Source organism: Flavobacterium sp. GNP011 (genome assembly GCF_056428925.1).
This window is the reverse complement of record NZ_JBWJVJ010000015.1, coordinates 82,292-108,342: the sequence shown is the minus strand read 5'-3', so window position 1 is coordinate 108,342 and position 26,051 is coordinate 82,292. Positions and strand designations below refer to the sequence as shown.

Annotated in this window: 23 protein-coding genes; 15 read left to right on the top strand and 8 right to left on the bottom strand. The window is 33.8% G+C overall.

From position 1 onward, the window contains the following. The 6 genes from AC061E_RS12680 to AC061E_RS12655 all read left to right on the top strand — a co-directional run. The coding region (locus AC061E_RS12680; protein ID WP_478286567.1) for an MBG domain-containing protein at positions 1 to 2,549 on the top strand (2,549 nt) is incomplete at its 5' end. A 165-nt stretch (positions 2,550 to 2,714) separates the two neighbouring features. Next, complete coding sequence (locus tag AC061E_RS12675; protein WP_478286566.1) at positions 2,715 to 3,548, top strand: outer membrane beta-barrel protein; 834 nt, start codon at positions 2,715 to 2,717, stop codon at positions 3,546 to 3,548. Positions 3,549 to 4,149: 601 nt separating this feature from the next. Beyond that, complete coding sequence (locus tag AC061E_RS12670) at positions 4,150 to 7,560, top strand: choice-of-anchor J domain-containing protein (RefSeq protein WP_478286565.1); 3,411 nt, start codon at positions 4,150 to 4,152, stop codon at positions 7,558 to 7,560. Between the two features lie 178 nt (positions 7,561 to 7,738). Continuing rightward, complete coding sequence (locus tag AC061E_RS12665; protein ID WP_478286564.1) at positions 7,739 to 9,109, top strand: DNA recombination protein RmuC; 1,371 nt, start codon at positions 7,739 to 7,741, stop codon at positions 9,107 to 9,109. A gap of 5 nt (positions 9,110 to 9,114) precedes the next feature. Beyond that, positions 9,115 to 9,480: a 6-phosphogluconate dehydrogenase gene (locus AC061E_RS12660; protein WP_478286563.1), complete on the top strand. Its 366-nt coding sequence runs from the start codon at positions 9,115 to 9,117 to the stop codon at positions 9,478 to 9,480. Then, positions 9,481 to 10,032, top strand: a complete 552-nt coding sequence (locus AC061E_RS12655) for an acyl-CoA thioesterase (RefSeq protein WP_478286562.1) — start codon at positions 9,481 to 9,483, stop codon at positions 10,030 to 10,032. It abuts the gene before it with no gap. A gap of 44 nt (positions 10,033 to 10,076) precedes the next feature. Here AC061E_RS12655 and AC061E_RS12650 read toward each other — a convergent pair whose 3' ends face one another. After that, positions 10,077 to 10,991, bottom strand: a complete 915-nt coding sequence (locus AC061E_RS12650) for a TIGR01777 family oxidoreductase (RefSeq protein WP_478286561.1) — start codon at positions 10,989 to 10,991, stop codon at positions 10,077 to 10,079. A gap of 118 nt (positions 10,992 to 11,109) precedes the next feature. Between AC061E_RS12650 and AC061E_RS12645 the strand changes: the two genes are divergently transcribed. The 9 genes from AC061E_RS12645 (at position 11,110) to AC061E_RS12605 (ending at position 19,212) form a co-directional block, all read left to right on the top strand. Further along, the gene (locus AC061E_RS12645; protein ID WP_478286560.1) at positions 11,110 to 11,769 is read left to right on the top strand and encodes a TetR family transcriptional regulator C-terminal domain-containing protein; all 660 of its coding nucleotides are present in this window, start codon (positions 11,110 to 11,112) and stop codon (positions 11,767 to 11,769) included. Next, positions 11,769 to 13,076 carry an ABC1 kinase family protein gene (locus AC061E_RS12640; RefSeq protein WP_478286559.1) on the top strand — a complete coding sequence of 436 codons (1,308 nt, stop codon included), beginning with the start codon at positions 11,769 to 11,771 and terminating at the stop codon, positions 13,074 to 13,076. The genes AC061E_RS12645 and AC061E_RS12640 overlap by 1 nt, the downstream gene beginning before the upstream one ends. Further along, the gene (locus AC061E_RS12635) at positions 13,076 to 13,210 is read left to right on the top strand and encodes a DUF2256 domain-containing protein (protein WP_144888895.1); all 135 of its coding nucleotides are present in this window, start codon (positions 13,076 to 13,078) and stop codon (positions 13,208 to 13,210) included. The genes AC061E_RS12640 and AC061E_RS12635 overlap by 1 nt, the downstream gene beginning before the upstream one ends. After that, a complete protein-coding gene (locus AC061E_RS12630) occupies positions 13,186 to 14,490 on the top strand; it encodes a DASH family cryptochrome (RefSeq protein WP_478286558.1) in 1,305 nt (434 codons plus the stop codon). Before AC061E_RS12635 ends, AC061E_RS12630 begins: the two co-directional genes overlap by 25 nt. A gap of 5 nt (positions 14,491 to 14,495) precedes the next feature. Beyond that, positions 14,496 to 15,983 (top strand): cryptochrome/deoxyribodipyrimidine photo-lyase family protein, encoded by a 1,488-nt coding sequence (locus tag AC061E_RS12625; protein ID WP_478286557.1) that lies wholly within the window; start codon positions 14,496 to 14,498, stop codon positions 15,981 to 15,983. Between the two features lie 32 nt (positions 15,984 to 16,015). Continuing rightward, complete coding sequence (locus AC061E_RS12620) at positions 16,016 to 16,300, top strand: TIGR03643 family protein (protein WP_478286556.1); 285 nt, start codon at positions 16,016 to 16,018, stop codon at positions 16,298 to 16,300. A gap of 49 nt (positions 16,301 to 16,349) precedes the next feature. Next, on the top strand, positions 16,350 to 17,033 hold the full coding sequence (locus AC061E_RS12615) for an SDR family NAD(P)-dependent oxidoreductase (RefSeq protein ID WP_230156549.1): 684 nt from the start codon (positions 16,350 to 16,352) through the stop codon (positions 17,031 to 17,033). A gap of 52 nt (positions 17,034 to 17,085) precedes the next feature. After that, positions 17,086 to 17,685: a GTP cyclohydrolase I FolE gene (folE, locus tag AC061E_RS12610; RefSeq protein WP_086453577.1), complete on the top strand. Its 600-nt coding sequence runs from the start codon at positions 17,086 to 17,088 to the stop codon at positions 17,683 to 17,685. A 108-nt stretch (positions 17,686 to 17,793) separates the two neighbouring features. Further along, positions 17,794 to 19,212 carry an SDR family oxidoreductase gene (locus AC061E_RS12605; RefSeq protein ID WP_478286555.1) on the top strand — a complete coding sequence of 473 codons (1,419 nt, stop codon included), beginning with the start codon at positions 17,794 to 17,796 and terminating at the stop codon, positions 19,210 to 19,212. A 63-nt stretch (positions 19,213 to 19,275) separates the two neighbouring features. Here the strand turns inward: AC061E_RS12605 and AC061E_RS12600 are convergent, their stop codons facing one another. From AC061E_RS12600 to AC061E_RS12570, 7 genes are all read right to left on the bottom strand, one after another. Next, positions 19,276 to 20,571 carry a cryptochrome/photolyase family protein gene (locus tag AC061E_RS12600; protein ID WP_478286554.1) on the bottom strand — a complete coding sequence of 432 codons (1,296 nt, stop codon included), beginning with the start codon at positions 20,569 to 20,571 and terminating at the stop codon, positions 19,276 to 19,278. After that, complete coding sequence (locus tag AC061E_RS12595) at positions 20,571 to 21,032, bottom strand: SRPBCC family protein (protein ID WP_086453576.1); 462 nt, start codon at positions 21,030 to 21,032, stop codon at positions 20,571 to 20,573. The genes AC061E_RS12600 and AC061E_RS12595 overlap by 1 nt, the downstream gene beginning before the upstream one ends. Before the next feature lie 163 nt (positions 21,033 to 21,195). After that, positions 21,196 to 21,636, bottom strand: coding sequence for a sterol desaturase family protein (locus AC061E_RS12590; RefSeq protein ID WP_144888901.1), 441 nt, complete (start codon positions 21,634 to 21,636; stop codon positions 21,196 to 21,198). Positions 21,637 to 21,680: 44 nt separating this feature from the next. Continuing rightward, complete coding sequence (locus AC061E_RS12585; protein WP_478286553.1) at positions 21,681 to 22,520, bottom strand: phytoene/squalene synthase family protein; 840 nt, start codon at positions 22,518 to 22,520, stop codon at positions 21,681 to 21,683. Between the two features lies 1 nt (position 22,521). After that, on the bottom strand, positions 22,522 to 23,997 hold the full coding sequence (crtID, locus tag AC061E_RS12580; RefSeq protein ID WP_478286552.1) for a bifunctional phytoene desaturase/3,4-desaturase: 1,476 nt from the start codon (positions 23,995 to 23,997) through the stop codon (positions 22,522 to 22,524). A gap of 36 nt (positions 23,998 to 24,033) precedes the next feature. After that, entirely contained in the window at positions 24,034 to 24,930 is an 897-nt protein-coding gene (locus tag AC061E_RS12575) for a MerR family transcriptional regulator (RefSeq protein WP_478286551.1), read from the bottom strand. A gap of 87 nt (positions 24,931 to 25,017) precedes the next feature. After that, a complete protein-coding gene (locus AC061E_RS12570) occupies positions 25,018 to 25,962 on the bottom strand; it encodes an ion channel (protein ID WP_478286550.1) in 945 nt (314 codons plus the stop codon). Between the last annotated feature and the right edge of the window lie 89 nt (positions 25,963 to 26,051).

The window sequence follows — 26,051 nt, the reverse complement described above, 5'->3', positions numbered from 1 at the left end:
GTTCTGCTTCGGTGACTCCTTCTGGTGGTGCTGGTGGATATACTTATTCTTGGTCGCCTTCGGGTGGAACGGCTGCTACAGCTACTGGATTAAGTGCAGGAACATATACTGTAACGGTAACCGATGCTAACGCATGTACGGCTACTAGAAACTTTACAATTACACAACCAACGGTTCTTATAGCAACAGCTGCTTCACAAACCAATGTATCTTGTAATGGAGATTCTAACGGATTTGCTACTGTAAGCGTGTCTGGAGGAACAAGTGGATACTCGTATGCATGGGCTCCATCTGGAGGGACAGCTGCGAGTGCAACTGGATTAAGTGCTGGCACATATACAGTAACAGTTACAGATTCTAATGGTTGTTCAACGACTCAAGGTTTTACCATTACACAGCCAACAACAATTGATTTCACAACAACTGTTTTGTCTGGTTATGATTACAATACTGGATATAGTCAAACTGTTGTAGCTTCTGGGGGAACAGGATCTAAAACGTATGCAGTTACAGCGGGAAGTTTGCCTTCTGGTTTTTCACTATCAACATCTGGACAGATAACAGGTATTTCAACTCAAATTGCAGATAGTAATTTTACCGTTACTGCTACTGATGCTAATAATTGTACTGCTACATTTAATTATGTACTGAAATTAAACCAAATACCAGTTACCGTAACTGCAACACCTTCTCAAACTAAAGTATATGGAGAAAGTGATCCTGTTTTAACTTATACAGTATCACCAAGTTTACTTTTTGGAGATTCATTTACAGGAGCTTTAACAAGAGTTAGTGGTGAAAACATTGGCACTTATGCTATTAATCAAGGTTCGCTTTCAGCTGGGTCTAAATATTTAATTACCTATGTTGGAACTAACCTTGCCATCACCGCTAAACTAATTACAGTGACAGCAACTACCTCACAAACCAAAGTTTATGGGGAAATAGATCCAGTTGTTGCTTATACCGTTTCACCAAGTTTAGTTGGTAGTGATTCTTTTACTGGAGCTTTAACAAGAGTTGCTGGAGAAAATACAGGAACTTATAGCATTAACCAAGGAAGTTTGAGTGCGGGATCTAATTATACGATTAGTTACGCAGGTGCTAACTTTACTATTACTGCCAAACCAGTTAGTGTGACAGCAACTTCATCACAAACGAAAGTTTATGGAACAACAGATTCTGCATTAACTTACACATTTACACCAAATTTGGTAGGCAGTGATGTCTTTACAGGAACTTTAACAAGAACCGCAGGAGAGAACATTGGAAACTATGCTATTACACAAGGAAACTTAAGTGCAGGATCTAATTACAACATTACTTATGTAAGCAGAGATTTTACTATCACTGCAAAACCTATCATTGTAACGGCAGACGCTTCACAAACAAAAGTTTATGGCACAACTAATCCTGTTTACTCTTATACTTTCGCACCAAGTTTAGTAAGTGGCGATTCTTTCACGGGATCTTTAACGAGAGCTGCTGGAGAGAATATTGGAAACTATGCTATCACACAAGGTAACTTAAGTGCTGGAGCCAATTATAACATTACTTATGTAAGCAGAGATTTTACTATTACGGCAAAACCGATCATAGTAACTGCAAATGCTTCACAAACTAAAGTATATGGAACAACGAATCCGGTTTACACATACACAGTTTCACCAAATTTAGTTAGTAGTGACTCTTTCACTGGAGCCTTAGCAAGAACTGCGGGAGAGAATGTGGGGACTTATACCATTACACAAGGTAACTTAAGCGCCGGTGCTAATTATACCATTACTTATAACGGCTCTAATTTCACTATTACGAAAGCAGATCAGTTGATAACTTGGAATCAGAATTTAGGATTTGGTTGTGATGGAGGAACTAGTATTGTTTTAACTGCTGTTTCAAATAGTGGTTTAGCAGTAAATTATACTTCTGCAAATGCGAACATTGCTTCTGTTTCAAATAATTCATTATTTTTCCAAAATTACGGATCTACAAATGTAACAGCATCGCAACCTGGAAACATGAATTACAACGCAGCTCCGGCAGTTATTTTACCAGTAGTATCAAGTCAGCCCAACCTGATTAGAAAACAATTTGAAAATATTATATTCTTTGACAACAGTTCGAAGAATTTCAAATCGTACAGCTGGTATAAAAATGGGGTTTTAGTTCCAGGACAAACTTCACAGTATTTTAAAGAAAATGGTGCTTTGAATGGAACTTATTACGCAGTAGCAACAAAACTGGACGGAACATTAATTACAAGCTGTCCATTGACCCTCTCTCCAACAAGAGAAGAAGAGTACATGAGAATTGTTCCAAACCCTGTTAAAAGCAATACGAGTTTCCAATTAATGACTAATATTAGTGCAAGCAGAATACAAAATGCACGTGTTGAAGTTTTTAACTTAACAGGAAACTTGTTAACAACTGTAAATACAAGTCAAAACAATATTGACATGATAGCTCCGAGTGTTGAGGGAATATACATTGTAAAAATTACCTTAGCAAATGGAACCTATTTTACTAAAAATCTTTTAGTAAGAAAATAAAATAATTTAAAGAATATGACATCCTCATTTTTAATGAATGGGGATGGATTATTCTAATTTAAAAAACAAGTATGAAATCGCCATTACCAAATAGTTTTCGTGAGCAATAACCAACAAATAAAAGGCGATGACGCATAGGAATGCTAAAAAATAAATTTTATATCTATGAAATTCAATATTAAAAACATAATAGGAACTATAGCTTTCTTAATTTCACAAGGTATAGCTGCACAGTTTTATGTAGGAATACAGTCGGGAATAGGAAATATTCAGAGTGATATTGCTGGTATACAAACAGGTAATCGCCTTGGAGGAGCTATAAAAGCAGGCTATATCTACTCTTTAAATAGTCATTTTGGAATTGGTACAGGGTTAGAGTTCTCACAATACAAGCAAGAAGTTTCTTTTTCTCGACCTACTGCAACACTTTCAAATTTTGAAGTTGATGCTTCAACTTCGGCATTTGTATATAACATGACTACAAGCAATTATAGAGAAAAACAAACATTACAGGCTGTGCAAATTCCTCTTTTTGTGCAATATAAAAAAAACATAAATACTGGTGTCGACTTTAATTTTAGAGCTGGTGCTAAATATTTTTTACCTGTAAACTATGAAATTAATGCAACTGCCGATTATGCAAATGGTACTGCTTATTATCCAGATGTAAACCTGACTATTTTTGATTTACCAGAATTTGGTTTTGGTCAACAAAATAATTATTCCGCATCAGGAGAATACAAAACTAAAGGAATTGTAATGAGCTCTTTTGAGTTAGGATTTACATTTGATATGGGAAAAAAGAGTTCTTTGTATGCAGCCATGTTTTTGGAAAATGGATATGGTACAATCTTAAACCAAAACAAAAATGAATCTTATATTGGTTACAGCCCAACATCTACAGCTGAAAGGAAAGCTAATGGCTTGTACAGTACTGATAAAGATGCTGAAATTAAACCGGTAGCTTTTGGTGTAACGCTAGGATGGAATTTTAAATAATCTCATTTTTTAAAATAATGAAAAGGTCTTGACTCAAAATCAAGGCCTTTTTTTTTGCAGAAAACATCTTTTCAAAGTGGTTAAACTGTAATTAAAATTTGCAGACGGTATTACCATCACTTTGGCCCATATTACTGAGAGATTTCATAGTACTATTGATTTTGAATCAACTCTTGTTGTGGTTATTTACCCAAATCAAAGTTAAGAAATTTATAACGTATAATCTGGTACGAATGCAGAATTTCTAGAAATCAATCTTTCTGATCAAGTACTAAAAACTTTTTAAACAGATGCTGGCGTCAACAATATAATTGACTTGCAAAACTTTAGTACTACCATTTATTTTATAAAACAAATTAGTATTCTTAAAGCAAAACACACCAAATTATAATTTTAAAAAAAATCTCTATTTTCAATTTAAGTCGTTTAAGAAAATCTTGAATAGCTTTTTTTGTTAGGCGGAAACCTTACTAATTGAAAAAGATCTGATACTTTTAATAACTTTCTAAATCCTTCAAAATTTAATTAAAAACCTGTAACATATAATATTGGCTTAACTTTGGGAATTGTAAATTTGCAGGCTAATTACAATTGTAACCCTATGAAACACAATTACACATGGAACCATATTATGGTTTTATTTATTTTTTTTATGGGCTTCACGCCAAATCTTGAAGCACAAGTAACCCAACCTACACCTCAAGACTTACCTTTTACTCAAAACTTCTCTACACTTGATGCCACATCAACTACCTATTCAGCAGGATTTCAGGGGTGGAAAGCAAGTATTTTACCGACAAGCAGTTTCGTTACTACGGGAACGTTGGTAGGAGATACTCCTTTAACAGCAAGTAGTACGGCAGGAACAACTTCTGGTAACGTACATAACTACAATGGTAAAATTGGTTTTTTGAACTCAGGATCACTAGATTTAACAATAGCTCTAGCTTTAAAAACAACTGGAAAAACAGGGATTTTTGTAGAGTATGATGCCATGGTCATTCGTAATCCTTATAATGGAACCAACAATACCCGCATAAATGACCTTGTAATGCAATACAGAGTAGGCACTACAGATGCTTTTATTACCCTTTCATCAACATTGTATTCTAGTACCACTACTCCACAAACCTCAGGAACTACAGAACAAAATCTACAAAAAATAAGAGTACAACTTCCAGTAGATTGCGAAGATAAAGACATAGTACAAATAAGATGGATATCAAGACAAGCATCGGGCACTGGTTCAAGACCTTCATTTGCAATAGACAATATTAGGGTGATAAATGATGTAATTGCACCAGTATACGCAACTGGATTCCCAAAAATAAGTGATATCCTCTCAACAGGTTTTGATTTTATAACTAAAATCAATGAACCTGGAAAAACTTTTTATGTAGTGCTACCTGTTGGTAGTCCTGCACCCAGCATTGAGCAAATAAAGGCAGGAACAGATGCTACCAATACCATTGCTTTTAAAGCTGGATTACTAACCGTTACTGACCCAGAGGTTGAGTATACACAAAGTATAACAGGTTTGTCTATTGGTACATCTTATAATTTATATGCCATTTCAGAAGACGGATCTGGTAATACGCAAACGTCAAGTACTGTATTGAACGTTACTACATCATCAGTGGCTGTACCTTCTATCAAGTCAACAGTATCAAATTTAAACTTTGGTTTCGTTGAACAAAATACAATCAGCACTCCACTACAATATGACATTCAAGCTGAAAATTTAAGCAATGATATCACAGTAACGGCAACGGGTAATTACGTTATATCTAAAACAGAAACTGGTACTTATGCAAACAGTTTAAATTATGGTGCTAATGAATTTACTAATGCAGCTTTAGCAAAAGTCTTTGTGAAATTCACACCAACAGCTATAGGAACGGTAACAGGAACTATTACCCACCAAACAACTGGTGGAACAAATAAAACTGTTACTCTTACAGGTAAAGGAATAAATCCATATTTCCAAGATTTTAATGATCCAAATGTACTTACTAATAGTGGCTGGACAGAATACAGTGTTGCTGGAAATAACTTAAAATGGACTAGTACAAACACACGATTTAATAGTTCTCCTGCTGCCGTTCAAATGAATGGATATGCAGAAAACGGAGCTAGTAAAGACTGGTTGATTTCTCCTGTATTGCGATTAAATGCTTTTGATAAATTTCCATTGTTATCTTTTTACGCTCGAAAATTTTTCTCAGGAACGCCTCTTAAATTGATGGTTTCTACAAACTATGACGGAAAAAGCAATCCCGAAACAGCAACTTGGACCGCCATTGAAGGAGATTTTCCAACCACAACAGGAACTTTCAAACAATCACAGTTCATTAACCTTGAGTCCTATAAAACAAATACAACTTATGTGGCTTGGGTATATGAATCAGCCACATCTGGTGGAACTGATAGTGCCGAGTGGACTATTGATGATGTGAGAATATCAAATGAAGCTAATTTTATTGCCTCAAACCCTAACTTAAACTTTGGAGAAATTAGTCCTAACACCACTTCTGCTAGTCAATCGTTTATATTTATGGCAGGTGGTTTTGGAAACATAACTATTAATGCTCCAGCAAACTATGAATTATCAACAGACAATAGTGTTTTTACAACTAGCCTAGTTGTAGCTGCTGCCGATGCTGTGATAGGTAAATTAGTATATGCGCGTTTCGTACCAACTTCAAAGGAATTAAGTATCTCTGGCCCATTAAAAATTACAGGAACGGGACTAAATCAAGAAATTGGTTCTTTCAAAGGTTCTTCATTACCAAAAACTGAAACTTTTGACATTGTAACCTATAATTTAGAATTTTTTGGTACTGATGTTAAAGATACCAGCGGAAGTGAATTCGGTCCAACAAATGATGTACTTCAAATAGATAATGTTGCAAAAGTAATGAATACAATGAACGCTGATGTGTATGCAGTTCAAGAAGTATCAGATGATGCCGCATTAGAAACTTTGATCCAAAAAATAAGTGTGAATGGAAAAACTTTTGCAAAATCTGTTTCTCCTGTATGGTCTCGCTCCTTTCAAGCACCAGATCCTAACTTTCCTCCACAAAAACTGGTAGTGCTGTATAATACTCAAACTACAACCGTAAAGAAATCTCGTGTCATGTTTAGTAAACTTTATGATGAAGTACGTGCAGGAACTAAAACGTTACCTAACTACCCAAGTACAGGTGATAGCTTTTATTCGTCTGGTCGTTTGCCGTATATGGTTGAAATAGAGACAAACATTAATGGAGTTAAAAAAGACCTTACCATTATTAATCTTCACGCTCGTGCAAATAGCGGTAGCGATATTGCTAGATACAACATGCGTAAGTATGATGTTGAATTGTTAAAAGACAGTCTTGATGTAAATTATCCTAATGCAAATATTATTCTTCTTGGCGATTACAATGATGATGTTGACCAATCTGTAATTGCAGGAAATCCGTCTTCTTATCAAAAATTAGTAGAAGACACAGCAAGATATAATACACTGACCTTAGATATTAGTAAAGCTGGTGCATTTAGTTATTTGTCATCTGGAGGATTTTTAGATCATATTTTAGTATCTAATGAACTTACTGATGAGTATGTTACAAATTCTACAGTAGTATATGATCCTAGAAATGATGTTCCAAATTATGTTACTACAACCTCAGATCACGGTCCTGTAATTGCTCGTTTTGAATTAAAAGCTGATCCTGTGTTGAGTGTAAATGATGTTTTACCAACGAATAAAACAATCGTGAAAATGTATCCAAACCCAGTATCTGATATATTAAACATTTCATTAGATTCATTTGAAAATGAAAACGTGAAACTTCAATTTTATGATGTTTTAGGAAGAGCCATTGGAATGCCAATACAATTGAGTCCAAAATCAAACAGAGATAATTCCTCTATTGATGTATCTCAACTACCTACAGGCATATACATCTACTCGCTTTCCGTTGGAAATAAAATTATTCAAACTGATAAAATCATAAAAAAATAATTTAAAGTAGATCCATAAAAAAAGCCAGATTTCATGTATTTGAAATCTGGCTTTTTTGTTACGATAAAACTAAAAACAGGTTAATATACTTGCGAATTATTTTGAAACAGTTATTTGATTTAGTATCTAAATAGCTAGAAAGTTTTTCTTAATTTTACAGTCTTACAAAAGAAATTTTATGTCAACTTTACTTCCTTTTTTATTTATTTTTTTGGTTGCATTAGGTCTCGGAATTTTTCTGGGAAAACTCATTTTTTCTGCTCGATTTCAGTCAGAAAAAATTGGATTAGAAGAAAAACTAATTGCTTACACCAGCCAATTCAATCAACTTAAGGAACAAGTTCAAGTAGACAAAGCAACTTTTGAAAAACAACTGGAGAGCGCCACAATTGCGAAAGAAGCAATTCGGAATGAAAAAGACAGTTTAGCGATTCAACTTTCAAAAAAAGAAGTAGATTTCGAAAATCTTTGGGAACGAAATAAAGAACAAAAGGACGAAGTAGAAAAACTACAAGAAAAATTCACCAAGGAATTTGAGAACCTTGCCAATAAAATATTAGACGAAAAATCGAATAAATTTACGGAGCAAAACAAAGAAAACATGAAAAACATTTTGTCTCCACTACAAGATAAAATTCAGTTATTCGAAAAGAAAGTAGAAGATACACATAAAGAAAGTATTGATTATCATGCCGCTTTACGCCAACAAATTCTGGGCTTACGCGAAATGAATATTCAAATGAGCAAAGAAACCATCAACCTTACCAAAGCATTAAAAGGCGATAGCAAAATGCAAGGAAATTGGGGAGAATTAGTTTTGGAACGCGTTCTAGAAAAGTCAGGCTTAGAAAAAGGTCGTGAGTATGAAGTACAACAAGCCTTTACTACCGAAGATGGAAACCGCGTATTTCCTGACGTTGTTATTAATTTGCCGGATGGTAAAAAAATGATTGTCGACTCTAAAGTGTCCCTTACGGCTTACGAAAAGTACATTAATGAAGAGGATGATGCAGCAAAAACTGGATTTTTACGTGAGCATGTCAATTCAATTAAACGTCATGTGGAGCAATTAGGCAATAAAAATTATCATGACTTATACCAAATGGAAAGTCCTGATTTTGTTCTGCTTTTTATTCCGATAGAGCCAGCCTTTGCTATGGCCCTTAATGAAGATACTACGCTATACAACAAAGCATTCGAAAAAAACATAGTCATTGTAACTCCAGCCACTTTATTAGCTACCTTACGAACTATTGATAGTATGTGGACCAATCAAAAACAACAGGAAAATGCACTAGAAATTGCGAGACAAGCTGGTGCACTTTATGATAAATTTGAAGGATTTGTTGCTGATTTAATCAAAATTGGTAAAAAAATAGACGAAACTAAAACAGAATATTCAGGCGCAATGAACAAACTAGTTGATGGAAAAGGTAACTTAATTGTCAGTGTCGAAAAATTGAAAAAAATGGGAGCCAAAGCTAAAAAAGCACTTCCAGAAAGTATATTAAACAGAGCCGAAAAAGACGATAATCAATTACTAAACTAAATAAAATGAGAAAATTTTTAATGATCACAACAGCAATGATTCTATTATTTATTGTTGGATATTTCACTTTTTTATACAATGCTACCTATAGTGAAGGAGTTCGTTCTGGCGAATTAATAAAGGTAAGTAATAAAGGAGTCGCCTTTAAAACTTGGGAAGGAGAAATTAGCCAAGGAATTTCAGGAGCACAAATTTTCACCTTTTCCGTATTGGATAGCGAGGAGAAAGTAATCTCTGATCTGCAGTCGCTAGAAGGTCAATATGTTCAAGTAAATTATGTAGAACGATACCGTACTTTTCCGTGGTGGGGCGATACACGCTATTTCATTACTGAGGTTAAAAAAGTCAACTCGCCATTTAAAATAAAATAAATGGATCAGACGTTTAAAACTATTGCTTCGTCAAAGATTACTATTTCTGAACTCATGTTGCCTTCACATACTAATTTTAGTGGTAAAATACACGGCGGTTATATATTATCCCTTTTAGATCAAATTGCTTTTGCTTGCGCCTCAAAATTTTCGGGAAATTATTGTGTAACCGCATCAGTTGACACAGTCAATTTCTTAAAACCCATTGAAGTTGGTGAACTAGTGACCATGAAAGCAAGTGTCAATTATGTGGGTAAAAGTTCCATGATTGTAGGCATCAGAGTAGAAGCAGAAAACATTCAAACCGGAAAAATAAAACATTGTAATTCTTCTTATTTTACTATGGTTGCCAAAAATAATTCAGGGGAAAGCGTAACCGTTCCAGGGCTTATATTGTCAAATCAAAATGATTTGAGACGCTATTTTAACTGCGTCAAGCAAATTGCTTTGAAAAAAGAAAAAGACTTACATGAAGAAATTTTCGATTATAATTCTCCATCTGCCATTGAAAGTCTTTCACATCATAATGTAAAACTTAATTTAGAACCCTAACATCCATCATGATAACACAATCACAAAAATGTTAAAGAATACTGTTATTTAGTTAAACAATTCCTTAAAGCACCTTCCAGATTTTTAAACTGAAATTGAAAACCAGTTTGCTCTATTTTTTCGGACGAAACCCTCCTACCCGTAAGCACAATTTTTGACATTTCTCCCATCATAAACTCTAAAACAAATACAGGAACATTAGGCAACCAAATAGCGTAACCGTATACACAGGCAAGAGTTTTTGAGAAAATAGTATTAGTAGTATTGTCTTGTATGGCAGCATTGTAGGCTCCGTTCATGGTTTCATTTTGCATGGCATGAAAATACATCTCACATAAATCATCTACATGAATCCAAGGCATATACTGTTTTCCAGTACCAAGTGCAGATCCTAACCGAAGTTTAAAAACTGTGGATAACTTATTCAATACACCATCCTTTTTACCCAATACTAAGCCTGTTCTTAACTTAACAGTTCTAATATTTCTATTCTCTATAAAATCAATTGCGTCCTCCCATTTTTGACAAGTGTACCCTAAAAAATCATTTTCTGGAAGCATTGTTTCTTCACAAATCTCCTCGCCATTAACAGCACCGTAAATACCAACTGCAGAGGCAGATATAAATGCGTCAAGCTTTTTATTGTGTTTCTTGATCGTAGTGTATAATAATAAAGTAGATTGTTCCCTACTTTCAATTATAGCAGCTTTACGTTTTGCAGTCCATCTTTTCTCTGCGATGTTCTCTCCAGCAAGGTGTATAATAAAATCTGCTCGCAAAACTGCTTGTTCATCAATGGTTTGATTTTCAACGTCCCACTTATAATAAAAAACCTTTTCAAGGTTAGGTCTTAAAGTCCTTGTCAAAATAGAAACTGTAAAGCCTTTTGATAAAAGCAAAGTTGTCAATTGCTTTCCTATAAATCCTGTTCCGCCACTTATTAATACATTCTTTTTCATAATAGTGTAAAGCTAATGATTTTTAAAGATATAAATTTATAATAAATTTTGTTTAACTTTATTAATATATAGTTAAACATTTACTATCTTTATACCTTAATTTGAAATACACACTAAAATGGCTACCAAGAAAACAGCAATTACAAAAGATAAAATAGTTTCATTGTATATGGATTATGTACTAGAACACAGTGAAAAACCTAAGTCCGTATACAGTTTTAGCAAGTCTAATGATTTTACTGAGACTGATTTTTATGCCTACTTTGGAACAATTGAGAGCATCGAAAAGGAAATTTTCAAAATGTTTATAGAAAAAACAGTAGAACTACTGCATAAAAACAAAGAATATGAGATGTATGACATGAAGAGTAAAATGCTAAGTTTTTATTTTACTTTTTTTGAGATTCTTACTGCCAATAGAAGTTATGTAGTTTTAGTTTTAAAAGAACACAACAATCAGCTCAAGAAAGTGATGCAACTCTCTGGATTGAGAAATAGCTTTAAAAATTTCCTAACCGAGATTATCTCTGATGATTTTAGAACACAACAAGAAAGGTTACAAAACTTTCAAGAAAAAGCCTTTCAAGAAACGTCTTGGATACAACTTTTATTAACCTTAAAGTTCTGGCTTGATGATGCTAGTCCCGCATTCGAAAAAACAGATATCTATATTGAAAAATCTGTTAAAGTAACTTTTGAGTTAATGAATATTGCTCCAATAGACAGTTTAATCGACTTTGGAAAATTTATTTTCAAAGAAAAAATATACAACAAGTAATGAAAACAATAGATTATATACCCACCTCAAAAATTGAGCGGGCAACTAAATTAGTACAAACAGGAGCAAAAGTTGGCGTAAACTACCTTAAATATTATGGTGGCAAAATGGTCAACTCTGATATGACTCGTGATCAATTGAATGAAGATAATGCCGAGGATATTTATGATGGACTTAAAAGCCTAAAAGGAAGTGCACTTAAAGTAGCCCAAATGTTAAGCATGGATAAAAGTTTTTTACCACAAGCTTACGTTGAAAAATTCTCACTATCGCAATTTTCAGTTCCACCTTTATCTGCTCCATTGGTTTTAAAGACATTCAAAACTAATTTTGGTAAAACACCGTATGAAATATTTGATGAATTTAATACTAACTCTGTAAATGCCGCTAGCATAGGACAAGTGCACGTTGCGGTTAAAGACGGTAAAAAATTAGCGGTGAAAATTCAGTATCCTGGTGTAGCCAATAGTATATCATCTGATTTGTCTATGGTAAAACCAATTGCTATAAGAATGTTTAACCTGCAAGGGAAAGATTCTGATAAATATTTCAAAGAAGTAGAAGATAAATTGATTGAGGAAACTAATTATTTATTGGAACTAAAACAAAGCCAAGAAGTAGTTGAGGCCTGTCAAAAAATTGAAAATTTAATTTTCCCTAGCTATTATCCTGAGTTTTCATCAGAGAAAATCATCACTATGGATTGGATGACAGGAAAACACTTATCAGAGTTTACCAAGATCAATACAGATCAAGTAGCAGCAGACAAAATAGGTCAAGCTTTATGGGATTTTTACATGTACCAAATTCATATACTGAAAAAAGTACACGCAGATCCACATCCTGGTAATTTTCTTGTAGACGATAACAACAATCTTGTAGCACTCGATTTTGGATGCATGAAAAAAATTCCTACCGAATTCTACATTCCATATTTTGAACTTATTGACAAAAAAGTAATCAACGACCCTAAAATATTTAATGCTAAATTGTTTGAACTTGAGATATTAAGAACAGATGACACCAAAGAGGAGATAGCTTATTTTACAACTATGTTTCATGATCTGTTATCCTTATTTACACAGCCATTTCAAGCATCAACATTTGATTTTTCTAACGAACGATTTTTTGAAGATATTGCAGCACTAGGGGAACGTTTTTCAAAAGACACCAACCTGAGAAAGATGAATGGGAATAGAGGTTCTAAACATTTTATATACATGAACAGAACATTTTTTGGATTGTACAATTTAATGTTTGACTTAAAGGCTACAGTAGTTGTCAATGAGTTTGAAAAATACAAGTAGTGAAAAAAGAGCATTTGCCATCTAAGATGTGCCTAGTTTGTAACAGGCCCTTCAACTGGCGGAAAAAATGGGAAAAGGTTTGGGAAGACGTAAAATATTGTAGTGAAAAATGCAGAAGAAACAAAAAGGTTTAGTTTGGTTTAGAAATGATTTAAGAGTTCAGGATAATGAATCACTTAAGAATGCAATTGATACTAATGAGACGGTTGTTGCTGTATATTTTTTTGACCCAAGACAGTTTGAAGAAACGCAATTTGGATTTAAAAAAACAGAAAAATTTAGAGCCAAATTTTTAATTGAATCTGTGGTTGCTTTACGCAAAAATCTAGAAAAACTAAACATTTCATTATTAGTTTACCAACAAAAACCTGAAGATGTAATTCCAGATTTAGTTCAAAAAAAAGAAATTAATTCCGTTTATTTTCAAGAAGAATGGACAAGTGAAGAAAAGCAAGTTGAACTAAATATTAAAGAAAAAACAGATCCTTCAGTAGAATTTAGAACTTCTTACAACCAGTTTTTATTTCATCCTGATTCCATTCCATTTGATATTGAATCGATACCAAATGTTTTTACACAATTTAGAAATAAATGCGAAAAATCAGCTCGAGTTAAATCTTTATTTGTTTCTAAATCAAAATCAAAAGAAAATTTAGTGCCAAATGACACTAAGATTCCTACTCTACAAGACTTAGGATTAGAAGATTTTGAATTAGATTCTAGAACTGCTTTTCCGTTTCGTGGAGGTGAAGATGCAGCTTTGTCTAGATTACAAAGTTATTTTTGGGACAGCGAAAAGTTAAGTGTATATAAACTCACACGTAATGGATTGATTGGCGCCGATTTTAGTTCGAAATTTTCACCTTGGTTGGCCAATGGTTCTATTTCGGCCACAACTATTTATTGGGAAATCTTGCAATACGAAAAAGAGGTAGAGAAAAACGAATCTACATACTGGTTAATTTTTGAGTTGATTTGGAGGGATTATTTCAAATACATTTCATTAAAAAACGGAAATTCTATATTTAAACTTGGTGGGATTTTAAACCGAGATTATGAATGGAAAAATAATAAATATGCAATTACTAAATGGATAAATGGTACTACCGAAGAGTCATTTGTAAATGCAAATATGATTGAACTAAAGGAAACTGGCTGGATGAGTAATAGAGGCCGACAGAATGTTGGGTCTTATTTTGCCAAGGAACTGTGTTTGGATTGGCGTATTGGCGCTGCCTATTTTGAATCGCTACTACTTGATTATGACGTACACAGTAACTACGGGAACTGGATGTATGTTTCTGGAGTAGGTAACGATCCTAGAGATCGCAAATTCAACATCAAGTTACAAGCATCTAATTATGACGGACAATCCAAGTTTCAAAATTTATGGTTGCAAAACAAACTATTCTAATATAAATGAATACCAATAAAAAAAATATCAATGTAGTCTGGTTGAAAAGAGACCTTCGTTTGCAAGATAACGAAGCTATTTTCAATGCAACAAAAACGGGAATACCTACTTTGTTGTTATATGTATTTGAAAAATCATTAGAAAATGATACTCATTACAGTACAAGACATTGGAATTTTATCAAACAATCTATAGTAGATTTAAACAAGCAATTAGAAAAATCTAACACAAAAATATTAGCAGTTTCATCTGAGGTGATTCAAGTATTCAATTTTCTTGAAGAAAATTATAAAATAATAACCGTCTATTCACACCAAGAAACAGGAATTAAAATAACCTATGAACGAGATAAAACGTTCAAGAGATATTGTAAAAACAACTTTATTCAATGGGAAGAAAATATCAATAATGGTATTTTTAGAGCTTTAAAGAATCGTTCCAACTGGGTACAAGACTGGGAGCAGTATATGAATTCACCGTTACTACATTTTGATTTTGATCCGAATAAATACATCTCAGCTGAAGAGATTAACGAAATAGAAAAAACATTAGAAAAACAGAATCTAGAAACCGTACCAGATACCATTTTTCAAAAAGGAGGTACCACAATGGGGCGTAAATATTTAGAAACCTTTTTTACTGAACGTTATTTCAACTATAGTTCGCATATTTCTAAACCTTTATTGGCTAGAAAAAGCTGTAGTAGACTTTCTCCTTATATTGCTTGGGGAAATTTATCCACTCGCGAAGTATTGCAAAAAGCAGCTACTTTTAGATTAAATTGTAGTGATCCCAAACAAATTGACTCCTTTGTTTCTAGGCTAACATGGCAGGCCCATTTTATTCAAAAATTTGAAATGGAGGAAATCATGGAGTTTGAGAGTGTAAATAAAGGCTTTCATTCTTTACAAAAAAAGGTGAATTTGAACTATATAGAAGCGTGGAAAACAGGTAACACAGGATTCCCACTTATTGATGCCTGCATGAGATGTTTAAATGAAACTGGATATCTAAATTTTAGAATGCGTGCTATGTTAGTGTCCTTTTTTACACATAATTTGTGGCAACCATGGCAGGAAGCTACCCATCATTTATCCCAAATGTTTTTGGACTTTGAGCCGGGTATTCATTTTCCGCAATTGCAAATGCAAGCAGGAGAAACAGGTATAAACATGCTACGAATTTATAATCCTATAAAAAACAGTTATGAACATGATCCAGAGGGAGAGTTTATAAGAAAATGGGTTCCTGAGTTGCAAAATATTCCGCGCAGCTTTATCCATGAACCTTATAAAATGACCTATTTAGATCAAAAATTTAATGATTTTGAAGTTGGTGTAGATTATCCAAAACCAATTGTCAATATGGAAAGGACTAGAAAATTTGCGAGTGATTTTTTATGGAAAATGAAAAAAAATCCGCTTGTAAAAGAAGAAAGTTCTCGTATCCTAAAATTACATACTATGGCCGATATAGGCGAAAGTGAATCCTAGATTAAAAAAGATAATAACAAAAATATTCTATCGTGACTGTAAAAAAAGAACTTACTGATTTAGAAAAAGACCGAGTTATAGAAATGGCTTGGGAAGACCGAACAACATTTGATGCTATTTTATTGCAATTTGGACTCAAAGAACAAGAAGTAATTAACTTGATGCGCACCGAAATGAAACCCTCAAGTTTTAAAATGTGGCGTGAGCGAGTTCAAGGTAGAAAAACTAAGCATGAAAAACTAAGAGATTTTAGAGAAGGACGATTTAAATGCACCATGCAAAGACAAATCAACAACAATAAGATTTCAAAACGATAATTTACATACAACTACAAAAATAAATTTTAATAACTGATTGATATTACACATGAAAAACATAGTAATCATTGGGGGAAGCAAAGGTATTGGTAGTGCTATACTATTACAACAATTAGAAAGCAATATCGTGTACAACATAAGTAGAAACGAGCCTGAAATAACTCACCCCAACTTGAGACACTTTTCAATAAATGTCCTACAAGATGCTTTACCAGAAATAGAAAACGTAGACACTTTAATTTACTGTCCAGGTTCTATAAATCTTAAACCAATAGGAAGTTTAAGTATTGACGATTTCAGAAATGATTTTGAAATAAACGTCATTGGGGCTGTAAAAGCTATTCAAAAATACTTACCCGCTTTACGAAAAGGAACTAATCCATCAATAGTGTTATTTAGTACTGTTGCTGTAAAATTAGGAATGCCATTTCATGCGAGTATTGCAACGGCCAAAGCAGGTATTGAAGGACTTGTAAAATCATTAGGAGCTGAATTAGCATCGGTGATTAGAATCAATGCTATTGCCCCTACAATTACCGAAACGACTTTAGCAGCGGGAATATTAAGAAACGATCGTATGAAGGAAAATATGGTAGAACGCCACCCGATGAAAGGGTATTTAAAGCCCGAAGAAGTTGCGAATATGGCTAACTTCTTGATTTCGGAGAATGCTAAATCCATATCCGGTCAGATATTCGAAATGGACTACGGCATCGTATCTTTTAAAATCTAAAAATAATTCACCCAAAATAAAAATTGAAACCCAGAATAGAATGATCAAAGAAATGAAAAGTTACGAAAAAATTGAACAGTACGATACCGAAATAACAAACGCATTGGCGGATAATTATAAAGTAATAATCGAAAATTTAGGTGAGGATGTGACTCGCGAAGGTCTAGAAAAAACACCTGAACGCGTTGCAAAAGCAATGCAATATTTAACACATGGGTATGGCTTAGATCCTTTAGAAATTCTAAAATCTGCTATGTTTACTGAAGATCACCAGCAAATGATTGTTGTAAAAGATATTGAAGTGTACTCCATGTGTGAACATCACATGCTTCCGTTTTTTGGAAAAGCACACGTTGCTTATATTCCAAATGGTAAAATTGTAGGTTTGAGTAAAATACCAAGAGTTGTTGATGCTTTTGCTCGAAGAATGCAAGTGCAAGAACGATTAACAGACCAAATTAAAAACTGTATTCAAGAGGCCTTAAATCCATTAGGAGTGGCAGTTGTTATTGAAGCTCAACATATGTGTATGCAAATGCGTGGGATTCAAAAACAAAATTCTGTAACAACTACTTCTTCATTTACTGGTGCATTTGAAAAAGACAAAACCAGAAAAGAGTTTATCAGTTTGGTATCTAATAAACTAAGTTAATTGTATCTTTATTTAAAAATTACAGTTCTACCATAAATTCACAAAAGGAAATTACAAGATTTAAATATTGCGTAGTTTCCTTTTTTTGTTAACCTAATTTATAAAGCCATGAAAATTCTCTTAACTGGTGCCACAGGATACATAGGAAAAAGACTTTTACCCTTATTAGTAGAACAAGGTCATGAAGTCATATGTTGTGTACGAGATAAGAATAGGTTTTATTGCCCTATTGAATTTCAAAGTAAAATTACGGTAATTGAGGTTGATTTTTTAGAAGAACTATCGGTTCAAAATATTCCGAATGCCATAGATGTAGCGTATTATTTGATACACTCCATGTCAGGATCAGCTACAAACTATGACGAATTAGAAAGTTTATCAGCGAAAAATTTTGTTTCTAAGTTGAACCAAACTAGGGTACAGCAAGTGATTTACCTAAGTGGTATTGTAAACGACCAAGCCTTGTCAAAACATCTTTCTTCCCGAAAAAAAGTAGAAGATATTTTAACTAATGGAACTTTTGCTACCACTACCCTACGCGCTGGAATTATTGTAGGATCTGGTAGCGCCTCATTTGATATTATCAGGGATTTAGTGAATAAACTACCTATAATGATCACCCCAAAATGGCTCAATACAAGATGCCAACCCATAGCCATCACTGATGTGTTGGATATTTTAATGCGATCCTTATTGAATCCAAAAACGTTTGATCAAAGTTTTGATATTGGTGGGCCTGATATTTTAACATATAAAGAGATGCTTTTAGGTTTTGCTGCAGCCAAAAATTTAAAAAGATGGATTTTCACAGTTCCTGTAATGACCCCTAAACTTTCCTCCTATTGGTTGTATTTTGTAACTTCAACATCCTACAGATTGGCATCGGCACTAGTAAGTAGTATGAAAGTGGAAGTGGTATGCAATGACAATAGAATTAATGACATTGTGCAAGTAAAACCTATGACGTACCAACAGGCATTAAAACGAGCTTTGATAAAAGTGGACGAAGATAAGGTGGCTTCCAGCTGGAAAGATTCTATGATTAGCGGGCGTTTCAACACCAATCTTTCTAATTATTTAAAAGTACCCAAAAAAGACTGCTTTATTGACCGCAGAAAAATGGAAATCATTGATCGGGAATTTACCATAAGTAGAATTTGGTCCATAGGAGGTGAAACGGGTTGGTATTATGGAGATTGGCTCTGGGATTTACGAGGTTTTATTGATAAATTATATGGTGGTGTAGGTTCCAGACGTGGACGAACCAACAGACATGACATACATGCAGGTGATGCTCTTGATTTTTGGAGGGTTTTGTATGCCAATAAAGAAGAAGGAAAACTTATCTTATTTGCCGAAATGAAACTTCCAGGTGAAGCTTGGCTCGAGTTTAAAATAATTGGAAATACCTTATATCAATCAGCAACTTTTAGACCTGATGGAATATGGGGCAAATTGTATTGGTACAGCGTTGTTCCTTTTCACGGATTTATATTTAAAGGAATGCTTCAAAAATTAATTTACTAATTCTGTTTAAAATAAAAAACAATACGCGCTTAAAAACTTCAAACACGTATTATTAAATGTAAACTATTTTAAAATTCCTGCTTTGTAAGTAGCAATAGCTCTATCTCTAGCCATAGCGTGATCTACCATAGGTTTTCCGTATCCTAAATCAAATTCTTTAATCCATTTTCTAATGTAAGCTCCTTTTTCATCAAACTTTTTTTGTTGAATATCTGGATTAAAAACTCTAAAATATGGCGCTGCATCACAACCAGTTCCAGCAGCCCATTGCCAGTTGCCAACATTTGCAGACATGTCATAATCTAATAATTTTTGTGCAAAATAGGCTTCGCCCCATTGCCATTCAATTAATAAATGCTTGCATAAAAAACTAGCCACAACCATACGGACTCTATTGTGCATGTAGCCGGTCTCATTAAGCTGACGCATCCCTGCATCAACCATAGGATAACCTGTTTTTCCTTCGCACCAACGCTTAAAATCGGCTTCGTCATTGCGCCACTCAATACCATCATAAGCTGACTTGAAATTACGGTTGACTACTTTTGGGAAACTGTAAAGAATTTGCATAAAGAATTCTCTCCAAATCAATTCGCTTAAAAAAACATCATTTTTATGAAAAGCCCAATTGACTAATTTGCGCACACTTACTGTCCCAAAACGCAAATGAGGTGACAAATAAGAGGTTTTATCCATAGCTGGAAAATCTCTTGTATCCTGATAATTTGATATAAACTTGAGATTATGCGGCTTAACAGTGATAGCGCTTTTTTCAAAACCAATTTCGGATAAAGAAGGCATTGCATAGGTATTGTTATGAAAATTAGCATATAATAATTCCGTATCATACTCCACAACAGGCGCCATCGTTTTGTATTTTTCTAACCATTTGTTTTTAAAGGGTGTGTATACGGTATAAGGCAACCCATCAGCTTTTGTGATTTCTTTTTCTTCGAAAATTACTTGGTCTTTAAAAGCTTGTACTTTTACATTATTTTGTTCCAGCAACTCACAAATGGCAGCATCACGCTCTAATGCATACGGCTCATAATCTTTGTTATAAAAAACATTTTGAATATCGTACTCTTCTAAAAGTGATTTCCAAACGACATGAGTTTGTCCTTTTTTTACAAGTAGTGAACTCCCTATTTGAGCTAATGCATCCTGAATGGTACTTAATGATTGATGTATAAAGTTGACCCTTGCATCATTTACTGGCAGTTTATCCAGAATAGCTTCATCAAAAATAAACAAAGGAATTACAACATCGCTTGACTGTAAGGCCTGAAATAAACCTGCGTTATCGTCTAGTCTTAAATCCCGTCTAAACCAAAAGAGAGATACTTGTTGCTTGCTCATTATTTTGAATTAAAAATTTCATCAACCTTTGTTACACGGTATTCAAAAATTGATTTTAATTTATTTTTTACAACTAAGGCGTTCATAATTCGACCTAAAATGCCTAATGGCAAGCCATAATGTACCACATCAGTCATTTTTGTTCCTGTTGGGGTTTCCTCAAAAAAATGTTTGTGATGCCAAAAGCTGTAAGGTCCAAAACGTTGTTCGTCTATGAAATAGCTGTTTTCTTTAACTTGAGTAATAATGGTCATCCAAGATAAGGTGATGCCAAAAAGTGGTGTCACTCTATATTGTATAACTTGTCCGGGATACATTGATTTTTGATCAAAATCAGTGATTTGAAAACCCATTCCTTCGGGTGTAATTTTTTGAAGGTTTTTTGGGTTCGAAAAAAAAGTCCAACATTCAGCAACAGATGCATTGACATGCTGAACGGTTTCTTGTTTGTATATTTTCATAATGGTTTTGTAAAAGAAATTGGTGTTTTTGTGCGCGTGAGGGATAGTAGTGGAGCTCTTTTTTTGGGTTGACTTTTTTTGTCAAGCCAAAAAAAAGCGGGAACGGATAGCCCGACCCCGCTGTAACGCTAGTGGAAGCGAGGTCACGCCCCAACGATTTTTATTAAATTTTGTAGTATTTGAAGGGTACAAAAAGCATCCCGAAACACTCTCCGTGTTCTTTACCTAAATGCTTGTGGTGTACTTTGTGTGCTTTGCGCAAACCTATTAAATACTTATTATTTGTGTGTTTGAACCACTTAAAACGCTGATGAATAAGGACATCATGGATTAAGAAATAACACAAACCATAAAACATAATGCCTAGACCTATGAAAAATCTATAATTCAAGCCGCCTTCAACTCCGTAATAAAAAAGAGCAATGCTTGGCGCTGCAAAAATGACAAAAAAGATGTCGTTTCTCTCAAAGATGTTTGCGTATTTTGGCTGATGATGATCTGCATGAAAATACCACATGGAACCGTGCATTACATACTTATGGGTACACCAAGTAATCCCCTCCATGGTTAAAAAAGTACCAAGAAAAATCAAAAAAAATATCATTTTATTATGTATTTAAGTGTAACAATTTTTATTAATGCTGAAAATTATACTAGTTTCAATTTATAAGACACAAAAGATTTGGCTAGTAAACCTGCTTTGGTGTAGTTAGAAACCCTAATACGAGCGCTACCGATTTCGTGATACGGCGTATTTTCAAGTTTTTTTAATAATTTTTTGTAGTAAACAAATGCGGTGTAAACACCAAACTTAGCTTCGATTGGCAATTTCACAATCCCTTCGTAAGCCACTCTAAAATCTTCTTCGATTTCAGTAATGATGGCTATTTTTGCCTTTTCATCAAATGAATTTAGGTCAACTCCTGGAAAATAATTTCGGTTCAATACCAAATTATCATCTTTTAAGTCCCGTAAGAAATTCACCTTCTGGAAAGCCGATCCTAATCGCATGGCTTCATCCTTAAGTTGATCGTAACGCTCGTTATCTCCGGCTACAAACACTTTGAGGCACATGAGGCCTACTACATCTGCTGATCCGTATATGTAAGCATCATATTCTTCTTTACTATCATAATCAGATTTGATTAAGTCCAATTTCATGCTACGTAAAAAGGCCTGAATTAAATCGTCAGTAATATTATATTGCTTTACGGTTTGTTGAAATGAATTCAAGATGGGATTCAGACTTATACCACGATCAAAGGCTTTATAGTATTCGTCTTCAAACTCTGTGATTAAACTTTCCTTGTCAAAACCATGAAAGGTATCTACAATTTCATCTGCAAAACGCACAAAACCATAAATGCTATAAATGGCGTCCCTAATGCTTGGTGACAGCATGTACACCGCTAGTGAGAACGAGGTGCTATAATTTTTGGTAACTAACTTGCTACATTTGAAAGATACGTCGTCAAATAATTGCTTCATACTATTGTTCTGAAAATTGCTTATTAATTAATTCCGACACTAATTTTCCAGAAATTAATGCGGGTGGAACACCTGGTCCAGGAACGGTCAACTGGCCTGTAAAATATAAATTTTTAACCTTTTTACTTTTCAACTTCGGTCTCAAAAACGCTGTTTGCAAGAGTGTATTTGCCATACCATAGGCATTACCTTTATATGAATTATACTCTGAAACAAAATCATTTTTACAAAACGATTCTTTAAAAATAATACTTTCTCTAACATTTTGCTGTGTTAAAGTTTCAAAACGCTTGATAATTATTTGAAAATATTCCTCTCTTAAAGCCTCAGTATCATTTATCCCTGGTGCTAAAGGTACAAGAAAAAATCCAGATTCCATACCTTCAGGAGCAGCAGTTTGATCTGTCACCGATGGGAAATTTGCATAAAACAAAGGCTCTTTAGGCCATTGAGGTTCATCATAAATATCCTTGGCATGCTGATAAAAATCAACATCAAAAAACAAAGCATGGTGTGTTATGTTGTCTAATTTTTTGTTAAAGCCTACATAAAATAATAATGATGATGGGGCAAAAACTCTACTGTCCCAATATTTTTCTGAGTAAGCTCTGTATTTTTGATCTAATAATGTTTCTGTGTGGTGGTAATCAGCACCACTCAAAATTAAATCAGATGCTATGCGCTCTCCGTTTATTTGAAGTGCAACTGCAGTACCATTTTCAACAATTATTTTGTCAACTCCAGCATTGGTTACAAATTGTACTCCTAATTCTTTTGCAAGATTTACCATGGCTCTCACCACATCAAACATTCCAGTTTTTGGGTGCCAAGTTCCCAAGCCGAAATCAGCAAAATTCATGAAACTATAAAAGGAGGGTGTATCTGATGGTTTTGCACCAAGGAACAATACAGGAAACTCTAAAATCTGGATTAGCCTTTCGTTTTTAAATTTCTTGCGTACATCTCTACTTATGTTACTGAAAAATTCACCTACTTTTAATGCCGTTTCGGTAGTGATTAACTCTAAAGCAGAAACTCCTGGACGATAGACTAAATCTTTAATAGCGATATCATAGTTGCTTTTGGCACGTGACATAAATTTTTGCAGCTTTGCACCGCTACCCTTTTCAATGGACTCAAAAGTGGCAACAATTTCATCTAAATTATCAGCAATAGTAATAAATTCATTGATTCCGTAGTATACCCTATATGCTGGTGCTAGTTTTATTAACTCATAAAAATCAGTAGTTTTTTTGCCAAAATCAGCAAAAAATCGCTCAAATACATCAGGCATCCAGTACCAACTTGGCCCCATGTCAAATGTAAAACCGTCTATTTTAAGTTGTCTGGCTCTACCACCTAATACATCGTTTTTTTCATAAACTGTCACATTATGACCACTTTGAGCTAAATAGGAAGCTGCAGCCAAAGCAGAGAAACCTGATCCTATTATTGTAATTTTTTTTATATCTATCATTTGTTTAGCAAATATAATAATTGTTTGAACAAAATATTAAATCCAATCAACTAATTCTGAAATAGAATTAAAAATTGTTATTTGCTCTGGAAGTTCGTCCTTTTTTATAAACTCAACCATGCGACCAATATACCATAATTCTGTGGTGTCATCTAATAATTCTTCTGACATCTTCTGGATATAATTATCAAGAAGATCTCTTTCTGGCTGAACCGTCATGTAAGACACATATACAATAGAGTTAAAGTGTTTTTTTAAATCTTTAAGGTTTTCAATAGGCATACTTTCACCCAGATAAATCGTCTTGTACCCGTGCAATAATACTTCATAGTTTAAATACATCAAACCTAGCTCATGAATCTCGTTCATAGGCAAAGACAAAACAAAAACTTTATCGTTCTTGGTTTGCTTCAATACTTGAAGTTTCTCTGTATTAATTAGCAATTTTTGCTTGATTAAATAACTAATAAAATGCTCGTGAGCAGGTGTAATGGTATCTGATTGCCATAAAAGTCCTAATTCATTCATCAATGGAATAAAAACCTGATGAAAAATCTCCTTGAACGATTTTTCAGCAATTAACCAATTGTATGTGTTAAAAAACAACTCTTGATCAAAGTTCATCATGGCCATCTTAAACTCGCTGATGGCGTGGCTTTTCGCAGTTTTACTAGAAATTATTTCACGTACAAGCGACGGAATTTTTTCCTGAGGATAGGTTGCAATTTTTGATATCTTGTACCCATAATCATGGAGCAAGGTTATATTTAAAAGTTTTTGTAAACTAGCCAAATCATACAAACGAATGTTAGTATCTGTACGCATGGGCTGAAGAATATCGTAACGTTTCTCCCAAATTCGTATCGTGTGAGCTTTTATCCCCGAAAGGTTTTCAAGATCTTTGATACTGAATACATTTTTTACATTGTTCATCGTTTTTCAATATTTATTGAACAAATGTAAAATAAATTTTATTATAAATGGCACTAAATAAATCAAAACAAGCAAAAACAGTCGTATTTACTTTAAACTTACGTGCTTTACTGCATTCAAAAGGTCTAAATGAAGAATTGTCTTAGAATTATCTTCATTTCTAGTGTACATAGGTTCAAATTTAGCCCCATAAATTAATTCGTTAAATGTATATGATGTTCTTGTGGCAACTGTATTGCTAAACATGTCGTCAAAAGCGGTTAAGAATACAATAATTTCTCCATTGGTAGATTTGAAATCTTCTTCGGTAAAACCATATAGTGGACTGCTCTCTGTAATAGGATGAACGAGTGTCCAGCTTAAAGTGAGTACATTTATTCTTTCTAATTCTAGGTCTAATGCAAAAAATTTATTGATATAAACCCCATTTTCTTTTATGCTCATTCTAATGGTGACCTTAGCAAAAGCATCAGTAAGATTGGTGTTTTTAAAAGGGGTTACTCGCATCATCAAACCCGTACCCTCTCTATACGGTGCAATGATAGCATTATGGGAAAACTTAAGAAAAGCGGTGGGTTTACTAAATCTTCCAAAAAATAAACCTGTTGCAATGGCAAAGCTCAGCAAACCAATTAATGCCTCGGCTGCAGCTAATAAACTACTAAAAAAACCCACAGGACTAATGTGACCATACCCTACAGTGGTAAAGGTTTGAGCACTAAAAAAATAAGCTTGACCAAATTTTCCCCAATCAGATCCTGTAACATCAATACCGTTTAAGTGTTCGATCCCAATTGCATAATATAAAAGTGCAAAAACAAGATTTATTCCAATATAGAATAACAAAAGTATAGAAAGAAACCGCCAACGTGGCATATCAATCATGGTGTGGTACCAACTGATTCTATTTAAGATAAACATTCCTCTTTTTTCAACATTGGCACTTCCATCCTTGTTGATAAAACGGCCACCGTAATTATTGGCATTCGTACCAAAACCCGTATTTTGTTGTGATTCTCCTTTTGGATTCATAGCTTTTAGTTATAAAATGACAAAAAATACCATTTGAATTGCCTCCCTAAATGTTTGATTGAAACAACAAAAATATAAATATAAAAACA